The sequence below is a fragment of the Salinicola sp. NYA28a genome (genome assembly GCF_976982775.1).
The window spans coordinates 2,701,122-2,714,717 of sequence record NZ_OZ334582.1 but is presented as its reverse complement, the minus strand read 5'-3'; the positions used below and the strand labels follow the sequence as shown (position 1 = coordinate 2,714,717).

Below are 13,596 nucleotides of genomic sequence, written 5' to 3'. Positions count from 1 at the left end.
CTCACCTTCAGTGGGTGGCGTAAACTTCAGGGGTATCGGTCGGCTGAAAGGCCAGGGTGTAGACCTCTAGTGGACCCTGTTTCTCGCCCGACATTCCCGGTGAGCCAAGCGGCATGCCGGGTACGCTCAGGCCTTTGATGAAAGGTTTCTCTTCGAGTACCTGGGTGACGCTTTCCACGGGAACGTGGCCCTCGAAGACGTAATTGTCGATGAGCGTGGTATGGCAACCCTGCAGTTCCTCGGAGACATCGTGCTCGGCTTTCATCTTCGCGAGATCGTGAGTATCGATTGTCTCCACCTCGAACCCGCTTCGTTCGAGATACTTGGCGTATTCGGCGCAGCAGCCACAGTTGGGGTTCTTGTAGAGGGTTGCTGATGTTTCGGCTCCCAGTCCCGATAGGGGAAAGGCCAGCAGCGCAGCCATGGTGAATTTCTTCAGGTGTTTCATATACGGAGACTCCATAAGGTTCACGAGAACGGTCGGCAGCGAGGCCGGTTATACTTTCGCGCCATCAATTGAAAGTGTTGACGACAGTATGGCGAATACGATCCCACACCCCGGTGGATAATTCCTCTGGTCCTTCTGCCAACACCTTTACATAGAAAACTAGGTGCTCCGGATCGAATTTGAGCCCATGAAAGCGGGCCCGCATCCGTCCTGTTTGGTCGATGACATGAGTCACGACGCCATGCGCCTGGACGCCCTCGGCCACATCATCGAATCGAAGGCCATAGGCCTCCGCGACCTGGCGGGTGGTATCAGCAGGCTCATTTTCGGCCCGATAGAGAAAACGCCAGTTGGCGGGGTCCAGATCGAAATTTTCACCGTAGGCCCGCATGTTGTTGTGCGTGCCGGAAAAATCCTCGCTGTCGGTAGCGATGGTGATAAATAAATAAGGTAATCCCCCGGCTTTGCCGGGGGACTACCCGAGGTTTGACCGTGTGATGCGGTCAAAGGGAACCTCCAATCTCGGCCAAGAGATAGGAAGTTCCCAATGAGAGAGTACCAGAGTCTTGCTCACACAACATGGAACTGCAGGTATCATGTCGTGTTCATCCCCAAAAAGCGAAAGAAGGCGATCTTTGGTGGTATCCGAAAACACCTTGGTGAGGTGTTCCATGAGCTGGCAAGACAGAAGGAGTGCCAGATCGTAGAGGGGCACCTGATGCGTGATCACGTTCACATGTGTATCAGCATCCCTCCGAAGCACTCGGTGTCACATGTGGTTGGCTACATCAAAGGTAAGAGTGCGATATCTATAGCCAGAAATTTCATGGGCAGATCGCGAAATTTCTCTGGTGAAAGCTTCTGGGCGAGAGGTTATTTCGTCTCGACAGTAGGGCTTGATGAAGGAATGGTAAGGGCCTATATCCGGAATCAGGAAAAGGTGGATGAGCATTATGATCAGCTCAAGTTTGGAATGTGAGGCAGCCGCCTTCAGGCGGCTCAGATTCTTGCCCCTTTGAGGGGCTAACAATATAAAGCCCCCGGCTTTGCCGGGGGATACTTACTTCAACATCATCTCGTAGGCCGGTATCGTTGACTCGCTCCTGCACCTCGGCAATCAGGTTCATATGCACCGGGCAGGCTTCCTGACAGCGCGAGTAGATGAAATTGAGCACTACGACGCTTTCTTCCAGGTCGGAAGACGACACGGTATTACCGTCTGTATCGGTCAACGAAAATGCCGGCGCTGGCTGGTCGACGAATTGGGCGTAGCGTTCCCGCTCTTGCAGCTCTGCCTCGGCATCTTCGAGGGAATGGGAAAAGGAAGGAGAACTGGTCATCAATGCCAAGACAAGTAGTGGTGTATAGAGCTCTTTTTTCACGTACCGTCCTCCCACCGCGTCACCCAATCCTAGCGGAGGCCACTCCTATGCGAAGCAGCCCCGGCCAATGCCACTTCAGGCGTTGCTATCGCCCTCATGACCCTGTTGCATGCTTTCCATCATGGCATTGCAGTTTTTCATCATGGTATTCATTTCACTCATCATTCCCATCATGTCGTGCATGCCGCGCTCCTGCATCATGTCGCCCTGCATGCCCTTGCCCTCCATTGGCGCCTGCTGATTCTCTTCCTGCGCAAGAAGCGAGCCGGCACCGAAGCCGCTGGCGACGATGATGGCGGCAGTCAAGATCGCCGTGTGACGTTTCCGCATGACACTTCTCCTCTATCTTCCTGGGAATCACCTTTCCACCAGCAAGGCTGATGGACGGCCTGGCTTTGATTTTTACCCGGCAGCGGCGCTGCTTGCTGGAAAGGTATCCTTGAAGCCCACTTCAAGGTCAAGCCCTTATTTTTTGGCGCCCCCGAGTCATGCGGGCGGCCACCCATTGAGCGCTATAACCAGGCCTTGACCTTTGGGCGGCCGCACGGTTGTAGGCTGACTGCAAATGAGTAGGTGAGGAAAAGGCAATGCGAGTCACTGAACTGGCTCGGGCTGGTGGGGTCACTGCGGAAACGGTACGCCACTACACCCGTGAGGGGTTGTTACGACCGCAACGGGACCCGCGCAACGGCTATCAACTCTATGACGAGGAGGCACTGGGTCGCCTGCGTCTCATTGATTGCCTTCGCTCGTTGGGAGTCGGTCTCCCAGACATCAAGAAGATATTGACCTGGGCGAACCAAGGCAGCCCTCTGCTTAGCGATACGTACGCTCCCCTGGTTGAACAACGGCCATACATTCGCTCGCGGATCCATGAACTCCAGGCGATAGCGCGATGGCTGGAAAGCATCGACCACGATGATGGTTCCGAGGCCCCTAGCCTGAAGCAACTGATCGAATCGCTGGGATCGGCACAACCGGCTATCGTTACGGATGGCCCGTGCGGTTGCCATTAGTGATGCGACGGCGCCATGCTGGCCATATCGTCCATGCCGGTCATGGAGTGCAGATGCCAGAGTTGCCAGACGGCAAACGCTATGATCAGCAGCGCCGCCAGCGTGCGGGTCGCTGGATGGCGAATCCATAGCGAGACGCGGCGGGCTGCCATACCGGTCGCCAGGACGACGGGGAGGGTGCCGAGACCGAAGGCCCCCATCATCGCCGCGGCGCGTAGCGGCTCGGCCACGGCCAGACTCCAGGCCAGCATTGAATAGATCAGCCCGCAGGGCATCCAGCCCCAGATCGAGCCCAGCGCGAAGGCCTGGGGCACCTTCACGACGGGCATCAAGCCTCGACCAAGCGGTTCGATACGCCGCCACAGCGAGCGACCCAGGGCTTCGACACGCAGCAACCCCTTCCACCAGTTGGCGATATACAGCGCCATCAGAATCAGCATGACCGCCGCCAGGATACGCAGCACCAGGGCGATGCCGTCCAGGGCATGATTGAGCACTGAGCCGAGTAGCGCCACCAGGGCGCCGGCGATCATGTAACTGATGATGCGACCCAGATTGTAGCTGAGCAACAAGCCGGCCAGGCGTCCCGGCTGCCGCATGCTGGGGGGCACGGCAAAGGTGAGGGCACTCATGATGCCGCCACACATGCCGATGCAGTGCGCCCCTCCGAGCAGGCCGAAGACGAAGGCCGCCGCCAGCGGCGGCAGGCTCAGGTCGGTGGGATCCATTCAAGGCGCTCCTTCTTCGCTATCCCCAGTATCACCAGGGGGAGAATCAAAGGCTGCCGGAGGGGAACCGTACAGCGCGTCGAGCTCGACCTGCTCGGGCGGATAGCAGAGTCCCAGGTCGGAACACCCCTGAAAGGTCACCGCGATGGCCAGCGGCTCGGCAGCGGTGTCGCTCGCCTCGATGGGCGCACTGAATACCACCTGGTCATAGAACACCTCGATTTCCCCCAGAGACGCGTGCACCATGGGTTCGCTGGGGGGAATTGCCAGCTCACCGAAACTGACGCCCGGAGAGCGACTTTCCAGTGCAAACCGATGGCGGTGGAGGTAATAGTCCTCGGCAATGACGAAACCGACGTAGAGCCGCCTATCGTCTCGCCAGGCGCTGGCCCGGAAGGCTTCTTTAGCCGCCAGGAATTCCCGTTGAGCCGAGGTACCGAAGGGGGAGCTCTTGCCACTGCCCGCGGGAAACTCTCCACGGGCCGCTACCGGTGTGGCGACGAACAGCAGCACCAGCAGAAAGGTGAAGGCCGTGTTCATGAGGCCGCCGCCGTTTTCGCCCTATCCACTGGCTGACGCATTGACCAGACAACCAGAGCCAGCCCCGCGATGAGCATCGGCAGGGTCAACAGCTGCCCCATGGTCAGCCAGCCGAAGGCGACGAACCCTAGGTGAGGATCGGGCAGGCGCACGAACTCCACGGTGAAGCGGAAGGCGCCATACAGCACCAGGAACAGCCCGGAGATGAGGCCCCGCTGGCGCGGTCGGCGCGACAGCCACCACAGCACGGCAAACAGCACCACGCCTTCCAGGGCGAACTCATAAAGCGCTGAAGGGTGCCGCGGCTCCGGCCCCAGCCCCATCATGGGGGGGAAGACCATGGCCCAGGGAACGTCACTGATACGTCCCGGTAACTCGTGATTGATGAAGTTGCCGAGGCGCCCGGCGCCCAGGCCGATCGGCACCAGCGGGGCGATGAAATCGGTCAGCTGGAAAAAAGCCAGGCGATGCTTGCGGGCAAACAGCAGGGCGGCGATGAGCACACCGGCAAGGCCGCCATGGAAGCTCATGCCCCCGTCCCAGACCCTGAAGAGCCACAAGGGGTTGGCCAGCAACTGGTCGAGCCCATAGAACAGCGCATAGCCCAGGCGGCCACCCAAGATGATCCCCACGGCAGCGTAAAAAATCAGATCGCCGATATCATCGTGACTCAAACCCAGGCGATGGGCTCGACGACGCCCTAGCCACCAGGCGGCGGCCAGCCCGACCACATACATCAGGCCATACCAGTGAATCTGCACGGGCCCCAGGGAGATGGCCACGGGATCGATCTGCGGATATTGCAGCATGAGTCTTCCTTATGTTCTGGCAGCCAATGGATGTTGCCGGATTAAGTTGCGATAGGTCTGCATTACTCGACGACGCGATCGATGGTGACGTCGATCGGCGAGTCGGCCTCGCCGAGTGTCACCGGCCCCGCCTCGCCGATCAGGTCGCCTGGCTGCGGGGTGGCCTCGCCCGACGCGGAGACGCGCACCGTCAGGCGCAGCTCGGCAACCTGGGAGAGCCGTGCTTGGGGCGCCATGGCATCGTCGTCGTCGAGTGTCACCTCGAGCGGTAGGTCGGCGACCGTGGCCCGCTCGATGGCCAGCGGCGGCAGTTCGCCGGCCACGTCGCGGGCGACGACGAACACCGTGTCGTCCGGTGCGGCCCACTCGCGGAGCGCTTCGGCGAGGCCGACCCTGACCGCGAGCGACGCGCCGTCCTGCGCGGCTTGATGGGCATCGACCTGGTCGGACGAGGCGTCCAGGCGCTGTTGTGCCACGGCAATGCCCTCCCGCAGCGCTTCCGCCGAGCCGGGGTCGTCGAAGCCGGCGATCGCGCGTCGCCAGTAATCGATAGCCTCTTCATAGCGGGCGCGATCGAAGGCATGGATGCCCAGCATGCCGAGCACCGTCGGCTGACGCGGATCCTTGTCTAGGGTCTCGTCGACCAGTGCCTGGACCTCCTCGGTCATCGAGCGATTGGCGACGAAGAATTGGATCTGTGCCAATTGCGCCAGCAGGGAAGGCTGTCGACCCTCCAGCTCAATCAGGCGCTCAAGCGCGGCGATGGCATCACGTCCCCGATTGCTGTCCCGGTACAGCGGAAACAGCGACATCCACACCTTGGGATTGTCCGGCTGTCGCTTGGCCTGCTCCTCGAGCCGCTCGATCAGCATCGCCAGCGAGCCGTCAGGCGAGTTGCGCACCTCCTGATGCACGGCATACAGTGCCAGATCGCCCTCGGCGCCTTCCCGTTGATACCAGAGCAGACTGGCCACCACCAACGCCACCATCACCAGCGGCACCAACAACCGTCCGGCCTGGGGGGATTTGAGCGGTGTGCGTCGGCGTACCTGGGTATCCTCGAGCAGGCTGCGTTCGAGCTCCAGCCGACCCTCCTCGACTCGCGCGGTGTCGAGCTCGCCGCGTGCATGGGCCGTTTCCAGCGAGGCCAGGCGCTGACGATAGACCGCCACGTTCTGGGCATCGGTGCGCTGCTTGGTTTCGAAGGCCTGCTGAGCATCGTGCAGCGGGCGGGTCCGTCTCAGCGGCAGGATCACGAGCCACAGGGCAGGCAACAGTAACAGGGCGATGCCCAACCAGAGCAGATTCATTCGCTCCCCTCGCGGTTAAACAGGGCATTGAGGTACTCGCGCTCCTCGGCGCTGAGCGCTCGAACCTGGGCATGCTTTCGTTTGCGGACGAAGACCGCCACGATAAACCCCCCGATCATCACCAGCACGAACGGCAATCCCCATAGCAGCCAGGTACGCTCGTCGAGTCGCGGGTTATAAAGCACGAATTCGCCGAAGCGTGCGACCATGTAATCGAGGATTTCTTTATCGGATCGCCCTTCGCGTAACAAATCTGCAACGCGTTCGCGCATGTCGGCAGCCACCGGGGAATCCGAGCTGTCGATGGCCTGGGCATCGCATTTGGGGCAGCGCAATGAGGCAGTAAGATCACGATAGCGCTCGGCCATTACTGGCCTCTCGAAGTCACGCACCTCGATAGCCGAATCCGCCAGCACAGGGACCGACGTTATCAACAAGAGCAACAGCAGGCCGGCCCGGGTCATCAACGCCATTTGCCCACCTCCTGCACGACACGTTCGACATCCTCGGGAGTGATATAGCCCGTGTGCTTATAGCGAATGATGCCCTCGGCATCGACGAGGAAGGTCTCCGGCACACCGTAGACGCCGAGCTCGAACCCCAGATCGCCATCCGGATCGAAGATATTGACTTCGAAGGGGTCGCCGAACTCGTCGAGAAACTCCCGCCCCTTGACGCGGGTGTCCTTGTAGTTGATGCCGACCAAGCGCACGCCGCGCTCAGCGAGTGTCAGCAGCTGGGGCATTTCCTCCTTGCAGGTCGGGCACCATTCGGCCCAGACATTGACCAGCGTGACCTGCTCAAGCAGTAGGGACTCATCGACCCGGGCATCGGGATCCTCCAGTGTCGAGAGGGTAAAGGCCGGAAACTGCTGGGCCAGCAGTGCCGAATCACGGGCACTGGGATCCATGGCCAAGCCGCGATAGAGAAAGAAACCCAGTCCCAGGAAAACCAGCAAGGGGAAAAGCAGTAACAGTCGCCGTTTCATGTATGGACCTCACGGAGGAGAGTGGAGTCAGCTGCCACTGAGCGCTGACGCCGATAGCGACGGTCCGCCACCGCCAGCAGACCGCCAGTGGCCATCAACAACGCCCCCAGCCAGAGCCAGCGTACGAACGGCTTGATCTGGATTCGCATGGCCCAGGCACCGTCACCCAAGTCTTCGCCCAGCGCCACGTAAATGTCCTGCAGCAGCCCAGGGCGAAGGGCGACGTCGGTCATGGGCTGACCGCGGGCAATATACAATCGCTTCTCGGGCCGTAGGGTGGTGACATGCTGGCCATCACGTGCCACCTCAAGGGTTGCCGTATCGGCCAGGAAATTGGGACCGCGGCGCTCGCTCAGGTCGGTCATGGTGAAGCTGTAGCCGCCTATCTCGACACGCTCCCCCACGGCAAGACGTACGTTACGCTCGATGGCATAGTTCGACACCATGGCCACGCCCACGATGGTGATGGCCATGCCCAGATGGCCGACTACCATGCCCCAATGCGCCAGCGACAGCTTGCGCAAGCCGGCCAGGGGTGAGGAGGCATGGCGGGTCTTGTCGAACAGGTCACGCATCAACGCCAGCACGACCCACAGGGCCATGACCAGCCCCAGCGCCACGGCGGCGTTCCATTCTCCGCCGTAGATGAACGGAACCGCCGCCGCCATGATCAGCGCGGCGATGCCGGACCAAAGTAGTCGGCGCATCAACTCGCGCCCCGCCATCTGCTTCCAGCGCGCCACGGGGCCTAGCCCCATGAAGGCGCACAGCAGCACGGTCAGCGGCACGAATAGCGTATTGAAGTACGGTGGGCCGACGCTGATCTTGCCCAGCCCCAGGGCATCGAGAATCAGCGGATAGACCGTGCCCAGCAAAACGGTCACGGTCATGACGACCAAGAGGATATTATTGATCAGCAACAGCGCATCACGAGACAACCAGCCGAAGCCCACATTGCCGCTCATCCGCGGCGCACGCAGGGCAAAGATCAGCAAGGAAGCGCCCACCGTGAACCCCAGCAGTGCCAGAATGAAGATGCCCCGTGACGGGTCATTGGCGAAGGCATGCACCGACGTCAGCACCCCGGAGCGCACCAGGAAGGTGCCCAGCAGCGACAGCGAAAAGGTAAAGATCGCCAGCAGGGCGGTCCAACTCTTGAAGGTGCCACGCTTTTCCGTGACTGCCAGCGAATGGATGAGCGCCGTCCCGGTCAGCCAGGGCAGGAACGAGGCGTTCTCCACCGGGTCCCAAAACCACCAGCCGCCCCACCCCAGCTCGTAGTAGGCCCACCAACTACCCAGCGCGATGCCCATGGTGAGGAAGGCCCAAGCAATATTGGTCCAGGGCCGCACCCAGCGTGTCCAGGCGGCATCGAGCCGTCCTCCCAGCAAGGCAGCGATGGCAAAGGCGAAAGCTACCGAGAAGCCCACATAGCCCATATAGAGCATGGGGGGATGGAAGATCAGCCCGACGTCCTGTAGCAGCGGGTTGAGATCGGCGCCGTCCTGAGGCACTCCCGGCAGCAGACGTTCAAAAGGGCTCGAGGTGATCAGGATGAACAGCAAGAATCCGGTGCTGACCATGCCCATGACCCCCAAGACACGGGCCAGCATGTCACGCGGCAGGTTGCGCGAGAACAGGCTGACGGCGAAGCCCCAGCCGCTGAGGATCAGGCTCCATAGCAGCACCGAGCCTTCGTGCCCCCCCCACACCGCCGTGAGCTTGTAATACCACGGCAGCATCGAGTTGGAGTTGTTGGCCACATAGGACACGCTGAAATCGTCGAGCAGGAAGCTCGCGGTCAGGCTGGCATAGGCCACCAGCAAGAAGGCGAACTGCCCCCATGCCATGGGCTCGGCGAAGGCCATCCAGAGTGGGCGGCGGAGCGTGACGCCCGCTAACGGAGCCAGCGCCTGTATAAACGCCAGGCCCAGCGCCATGATCAGCGCGAAGAGACCGAGTTCAGGAATGATTCTGACGAGCATAGGGATTCCGTCTTGAGTCGCGTGATTTCTTGGGGCGAGGCGATCGGCTTCGGCAGCCCGTCAATTCGAGCTAGTCCGTCGCTTTCGATGCCGAGTCCACACAACTCTCGCCAGGAGCGGCAGGAGCGTGACCCCACTCGCGAGGATCAGCGCGACCGTGAGGCCACGGGAGTCGGCGGTAATCAGGACTTCGCCGAACATGACGATCAAGTACGCCGTCGGAACCACCCCGGCCAGCGTGGCAATCAAGAAACGCCAGAAGGCCAGCGGTGTCAGGCCCGCCGCGTAGCTGACGGCATCGAACGAAATGAATGGCACCAATCGCGATGCGAATACGACGAGCATCAACCCGGTTTGAGAGCGTTCTCTGCCCAGCCAGTCGAGGATGGGACGAGTACGCGACCAGCGATGGATCACCTCATAGCCGAGCAGGCGGGCGATGCCGAAGGCGAGCAACGCGCCGGCCTCGGCACCGATGACCACATACGCCGTCCCCCATAGAGGGCCGTAGATCGCACCGGCCACCATGGCGATCGGCCCACTGGGTATCGGGCTCATGACAATGGCCGCTATCATCATGGCGATAATGGTCAATGGCCCCCAGCCCCCCAACTGGCCAACCCACTCACGCAGAGCCTGCTTATTGGTGAGCGTCGATAAGGCACCGGTCTCCATCAGGATCCAATAGAGGGTCACCAAGCCAATCAGCACAGAAGCTCCCAATATGAGCCTGTGCTTTACACCGAGCGTGCTTGCCATACTCATCTCAGTTGTGTGAGATGACATCTCATGTCACCCCTGTGCCGTTATGGCGTGTCATTCGACACCCAATATGTTGCGAAGCCGGTCGGTCGACACCGCACCATTGATGCGCTGCACATTACCTTCTTCATCGCGGTAATAGCTGGTCGGCGTTCCCGTGGCGCCGGCCTCGCGCATGAGCTGGGCATGCCGCCTAAGAAGCGCTCGACTCTCCTCCGACGGCACCACCGGACTGATGCCGCCATTGCGGAAGTTCAATTCATGGGTTTCGAGGGCTTTGGTTGGGTCATTCGACTCAAGGATCGCGGCCGCCTTGCGGAGACTGTCCTCTGACAGAACGCCGACCAGCACATGACGAAGCTGAAGCTCACCTTGATCGATTAGAGACCGTGAGCTCTTCCACAGCGCATTGCAGTAGGGACAATTGGGGTCGGTCAGCGTATACACGATATGTGACGCACTATCAGGTCCTTCCGGAATAAAGCGAGTGTCCTCGAACGCGCTCCAGGTAGCTTCCAGCATCGGTTCCAGCACCAGAGCTTGAAGTTGATTTTCCATTACAGCGTTGCCCTGAGGATCAATTAAGGTACCGATGATGGCGTGGTCGGAAGTGGAGGGAATATAAGCCGCCACGGGCTCATTATCATAGGACAAGGCATAACCTTGTATATCTCCCGGGGCATTAAAGGTTCCGTGGAATTTGAGTCCTTGATCCAATAATGCCGTAATCGATGCGGGTAGGGGTGTTCCAGTATCGGCTGTACTAATGGCCTGGTGGCCTTCAAGAGAATCGCCCCCCGTTTCCTCCGCCAGAGCGGGGAGCGTAATGAGACCGAACAGCCCTACAACAGCAAGGCAATAAGTGGAGTAGATGATTTTCTTCATGAACGGCCTCTTCATCGCTCTCTGATCAACCCGGGGAATCGAACCTGTCGTAGCGATTGGTTGTCAGCTATCACGCTTCTTTCCGAAGAACAGATACTTGGCGAGCGCGGCGACGCCAAGCACCAACGCAATAATCAGCAGGATGGAAATGAGCCCCATCCCCGCCATCCCCCACGTGCATGCTTCGCTTCCCATCATCTTGGTCTCCTATTAAATTTTGCTACTCAGACTTGGTGGGCCCGAACCGCCTGGGGTTCACCGCTCGTCACCGGCGAAGCGTCATCGATATCCGGCGTGAAGCGGCGTAGCCGCAACGAGTTGGTCAACACGAAGACGCTGGAGACACTCATGGCGGCAGCCGCCAGCATAGGGTTGAGCAATACGCCGATGAACGGATAGAGCACGCCCGCCGCCACGGGGATCAGCGCCACGTTGTAGCCATAGGCCCAGACGAAATTCCCGATGATGGTCCGATGGGTACGCTTGGAGAGCGCCACGGCATTGACGATTCCCCTCAGGTCGCCACGCATCAGCACTACGTCGCCGGCCTCGATGGCGATATCCGTCCCGGTACCGATGGCGATGCCCACGTCGGCCTGCGCCAACGCCGGGGCATCGTTGATGCCGTCGCCCACGAACGCGACCTTGCCGCCCACGGCCTGTAGTCGCTTGATCTCGTCCGCTTTCTGGTCCGGCAACACCTCGGAGAGAATCCGCTGGATGCCGACCTGTCTGGCGATGGCCTCGGCGGTGGCGCGGTTGTCGCCGGTGAGCATGGCCACTTCCAGCCCCAGCGCCTCGAGCGCCGTGATGGCCTCGATCGAGCCTTCCTTGAGCGGATCGGACACCGCGATGACCGCGGCGAGCCGGCCGTCCACCGCGGCATAGAGGGGGCTCTTGGCGTCCTCGGCAAACGCCTTGGCGCATGCTTCCGCCTGGCCGAGCTCGATCCCCAGCCGATGCATATAGCGATCGGCCCCCACATGAAGCCGGTGGCCGGCGACCTCGGCCTCGATGCCGTAGCCCGGTTCGGCGCTGAAATGACTGACGGCCGGCAGCTCGAGTCCACGCGTCTGGGCGCCGCGCACGATGGCCTCGGCGATGGGGTGCTCGCTGTGGGCTTCCACAGCCGCGACCAGTTGGAGCACTTCGCTCTCGTTCCCCTCGATCACCTCGAAATCGGTCAGCTCGGGGCGACCCTGAGTCAGGGTGCCGGTCTTGTCGAGCACGACGGTATCCATCTTGGCCAGCGTCTCGAGCGCCGCGCCCTTGCGGAACAACACTCCCATCTCGGCGCCCTTGCCGGTACTGACCATGATCGCGGTCGGGGTGGCCAGGCCCATCGCGCAGGGGCAAGCGATCAGCAGCACGCTCACCGTGGTGACGAAGGCGAAGGACAGGGCCGGCGCTGGCCCGAAGGCGAACCACACCCCGAAGGTGATCAGGGCGATGACGATGACCGCGGGCACGAACACCCCGGCGATCTTGTCGGCCAGCTGCTGGATCGGGGGCTTCTCGGCCTGGGCCGATTCCACCATCTTGACGATCTGCGACAGCACGGTGTCGGCACCGACCCGAGTGGCGCGGAAGGTAAGCGCGCCGTTCTTGTTGATGGTGCCGCCGACGACTTCGGCATCCTGCTGCTTGGCAACCGGCACCGGTTCACCGCTGATCATCGACTCGTCGACGTAGGAATGGCCTTCTTCAACGATGCCATCCACTGGGATACGCTCCCCCGGGCGGGCCAGTATGCGATCGCCGGGCACGACGGCCTCGATCGGCACCTCGATCGCTTCACCGTCGCGAATGACGCGGGCGGTTTTCGCCTGTAACTGCAGGAGCTTCTTGATCGCCTCGGAGGTGCGGCCTTTGGCGATGTGCTCGAAGTAGCGTCCCAACAGGATCAGCGTCACGATCACGGCTGCCGCCTCGAAGTAGCTCACGGCGGTACCGGAGGGGAAGAACCCGGGCGCCAGCAGGGCGGCGACCGAATAGAAGTAGGCGGCGCTCGAGCCGATCATGACCAGGCTATTCATGCCTGGGTTGGCGTGTCGGAGTTCGGCGTAGCCGGCACGATAGAAGCGTGCCCCGGCATAGAACTGCACGGGGGTGGTCAGCAGCCACTCGACGCCCATCCAGCCGCGATGCGGCATCAGACTCGATAACAGCGCCTCCAGCGCCGGGATCATCTTGCCCATGGCGATGATGGCCACCGGGATTGTGAGCACTGCAGCAAGCACGACTCGGTGGCGAAGCTGGGCTCTCTCCCGGTCCTTGCTGTCCGCCTGTTGCGGCGTACCGACATCCTGCGGTTCATAGCCCGCCTCGCGGATGGCATGCTGAATGCGCGACCGCGATACGGTCCCCGGCAGGAAACGGACAGAGGCCTTCTGGGTGGCAAGATTGACGCTCACCTCCACCATGCCGGGTAGCTTGCCGAGCGCTCGCTCTATCCGCGAGACGCAGGATCCGCAGCTCATGCCGGTGACGGGAATGTCGAGGCTCTCCACTACCGGTTGATAACCCGCCGTTTCGATGACATCGACCAGGTTGGCAGTCGTGGTGCTTCCCTCTATCTGGATCGCGGCCTTCTGCGTGGCCAGGTTCACCTGAGCGTCGATGACGCCCGGCTGCTGGCCGAGGGCCCGCTCCACGCGCCCGACACAGGAGGCACAGGACATGCCGCGAATCTCGATATCGACGCTTTCCGCCATCATTGTGCTCTCCCTACTCGATTTATCGA

At 61.2% G+C, this 13,596-nt stretch carries 17 protein-coding genes; 2 read left to right on the top strand and 15 right to left on the bottom strand.

Going from position 1 to position 13,596, the window contains the following annotated elements:
• Positions 1-7 precede the first annotated feature (7 nt).
• A complete protein-coding gene (locus tag ACWHY3_RS12225) occupies positions 8-448 on the bottom strand; it encodes a DUF411 domain-containing protein (protein WP_087720535.1) in 441 nt (146 codons plus the stop codon).
• A gap of 64 nt (positions 449-512) precedes the next feature.
• Positions 513-839 carry a hypothetical protein gene (locus ACWHY3_RS12220; protein WP_448126641.1) on the bottom strand — a complete coding sequence of 109 codons (327 nt, stop codon included), beginning with the start codon at positions 837-839 and terminating at the stop codon, positions 513-515.
• Between the two features lie 156 nt (positions 840-995).
• Between ACWHY3_RS12220 and tnpA the strand changes: the two genes are divergently transcribed.
• Complete coding sequence (gene tnpA, locus ACWHY3_RS12215) at positions 996-1,427, top strand: IS200/IS605 family transposase (RefSeq protein ID WP_087721126.1); 432 nt, start codon at positions 996-998, stop codon at positions 1,425-1,427.
• On the opposite strand, the gene ACWHY3_RS12210 is transcribed toward tnpA, so the two are convergent.
• The gene (locus ACWHY3_RS12210; protein ID WP_448126640.1) at positions 1,411-1,830 is read right to left on the bottom strand and encodes an SCO family protein; all 420 of its coding nucleotides are present in this window, start codon (positions 1,828-1,830) and stop codon (positions 1,411-1,413) included. The two genes, tnpA and ACWHY3_RS12210, sit on opposite strands and share 17 nt — an antisense overlap.
• A gap of 75 nt (positions 1,831-1,905) precedes the next feature.
• Complete coding sequence (locus ACWHY3_RS12205) at positions 1,906-2,160, bottom strand: hypothetical protein (protein ID WP_087720533.1); 255 nt, start codon at positions 2,158-2,160, stop codon at positions 1,906-1,908.
• 257 nt (positions 2,161-2,417) lie between these two features.
• Between ACWHY3_RS12205 and ACWHY3_RS12200 the strand changes: the two genes are divergently transcribed.
• A complete protein-coding gene (locus ACWHY3_RS12200; RefSeq protein WP_448126639.1) occupies positions 2,418-2,846 on the top strand; it encodes a MerR family transcriptional regulator in 429 nt (142 codons plus the stop codon).
• Here the strand turns inward: ACWHY3_RS12200 and ACWHY3_RS12195 are convergent.
• The 11 genes from ACWHY3_RS12195 to ACWHY3_RS12145 form a co-directional block, all read right to left on the bottom strand.
• Positions 2,843-3,574, bottom strand: a complete 732-nt coding sequence (locus ACWHY3_RS12195) for a sulfite exporter TauE/SafE family protein (RefSeq protein WP_087720531.1) — start codon at positions 3,572-3,574, stop codon at positions 2,843-2,845. The genes ACWHY3_RS12200 and ACWHY3_RS12195 overlap by 4 nt on opposite strands.
• A complete protein-coding gene (locus ACWHY3_RS12190; protein ID WP_087720530.1) occupies positions 3,575-4,114 on the bottom strand; it encodes a protein-disulfide reductase DsbD N-terminal domain-containing protein in 540 nt (179 codons plus the stop codon). It abuts the gene before it with no gap.
• Positions 4,111-4,923, bottom strand: a complete 813-nt coding sequence (gene lgt, locus ACWHY3_RS12185; protein WP_087720529.1) for a prolipoprotein diacylglyceryl transferase — start codon at positions 4,921-4,923, stop codon at positions 4,111-4,113. The genes ACWHY3_RS12190 and lgt overlap by 4 nt, the downstream gene beginning before the upstream one ends.
• Before the next feature lie 62 nt (positions 4,924-4,985).
• Positions 4,986-6,233, bottom strand: coding sequence for a c-type cytochrome biogenesis protein CcmI (ccmI, locus tag ACWHY3_RS12180; protein WP_087720528.1), 1,248 nt, complete (start codon positions 6,231-6,233; stop codon positions 4,986-4,988).
• Positions 6,230-6,706, bottom strand: coding sequence for a cytochrome c-type biogenesis protein (locus tag ACWHY3_RS12175; protein WP_023005049.1), 477 nt, complete (start codon positions 6,704-6,706; stop codon positions 6,230-6,232). Before ACWHY3_RS12175 ends, ccmI begins: the two co-directional genes overlap by 4 nt.
• Positions 6,697-7,221: a DsbE family thiol:disulfide interchange protein gene (locus ACWHY3_RS12170; protein WP_087720527.1), complete on the bottom strand. Its 525-nt coding sequence runs from the start codon at positions 7,219-7,221 to the stop codon at positions 6,697-6,699. Before ACWHY3_RS12170 ends, ACWHY3_RS12175 begins: the two co-directional genes overlap by 10 nt.
• A complete protein-coding gene (locus ACWHY3_RS12165) occupies positions 7,218-9,206 on the bottom strand; it encodes a heme lyase CcmF/NrfE family subunit (protein WP_448126638.1) in 1,989 nt (662 codons plus the stop codon). The genes ACWHY3_RS12170 and ACWHY3_RS12165 overlap by 4 nt, the downstream gene beginning before the upstream one ends.
• Positions 9,207-9,266: 60 nt before the next feature.
• Positions 9,267-9,965: a TVP38/TMEM64 family protein gene (locus ACWHY3_RS12160; RefSeq protein ID WP_087720526.1), complete on the bottom strand. Its 699-nt coding sequence runs from the start codon at positions 9,963-9,965 to the stop codon at positions 9,267-9,269.
• Positions 9,966-10,022: 57 nt separating this feature from the next.
• The gene (gene dsbG, locus ACWHY3_RS12155) at positions 10,023-10,853 is read right to left on the bottom strand and encodes a thiol:disulfide interchange protein DsbG (protein WP_161629668.1); all 831 of its coding nucleotides are present in this window, start codon (positions 10,851-10,853) and stop codon (positions 10,023-10,025) included.
• Positions 10,854-10,916: 63 nt separating this feature from the next.
• Positions 10,917-11,051 (bottom strand): hypothetical protein, encoded by a 135-nt coding sequence (locus ACWHY3_RS12150; protein ID WP_023005305.1) that lies wholly within the window; start codon positions 11,049-11,051, stop codon positions 10,917-10,919.
• A gap of 26 nt (positions 11,052-11,077) precedes the next feature.
• Positions 11,078-13,567, bottom strand: coding sequence for a heavy metal translocating P-type ATPase (locus ACWHY3_RS12145; protein ID WP_087720539.1), 2,490 nt, complete (start codon positions 13,565-13,567; stop codon positions 11,078-11,080).
• Between the last annotated feature and the right edge of the window lie 29 nt (positions 13,568-13,596).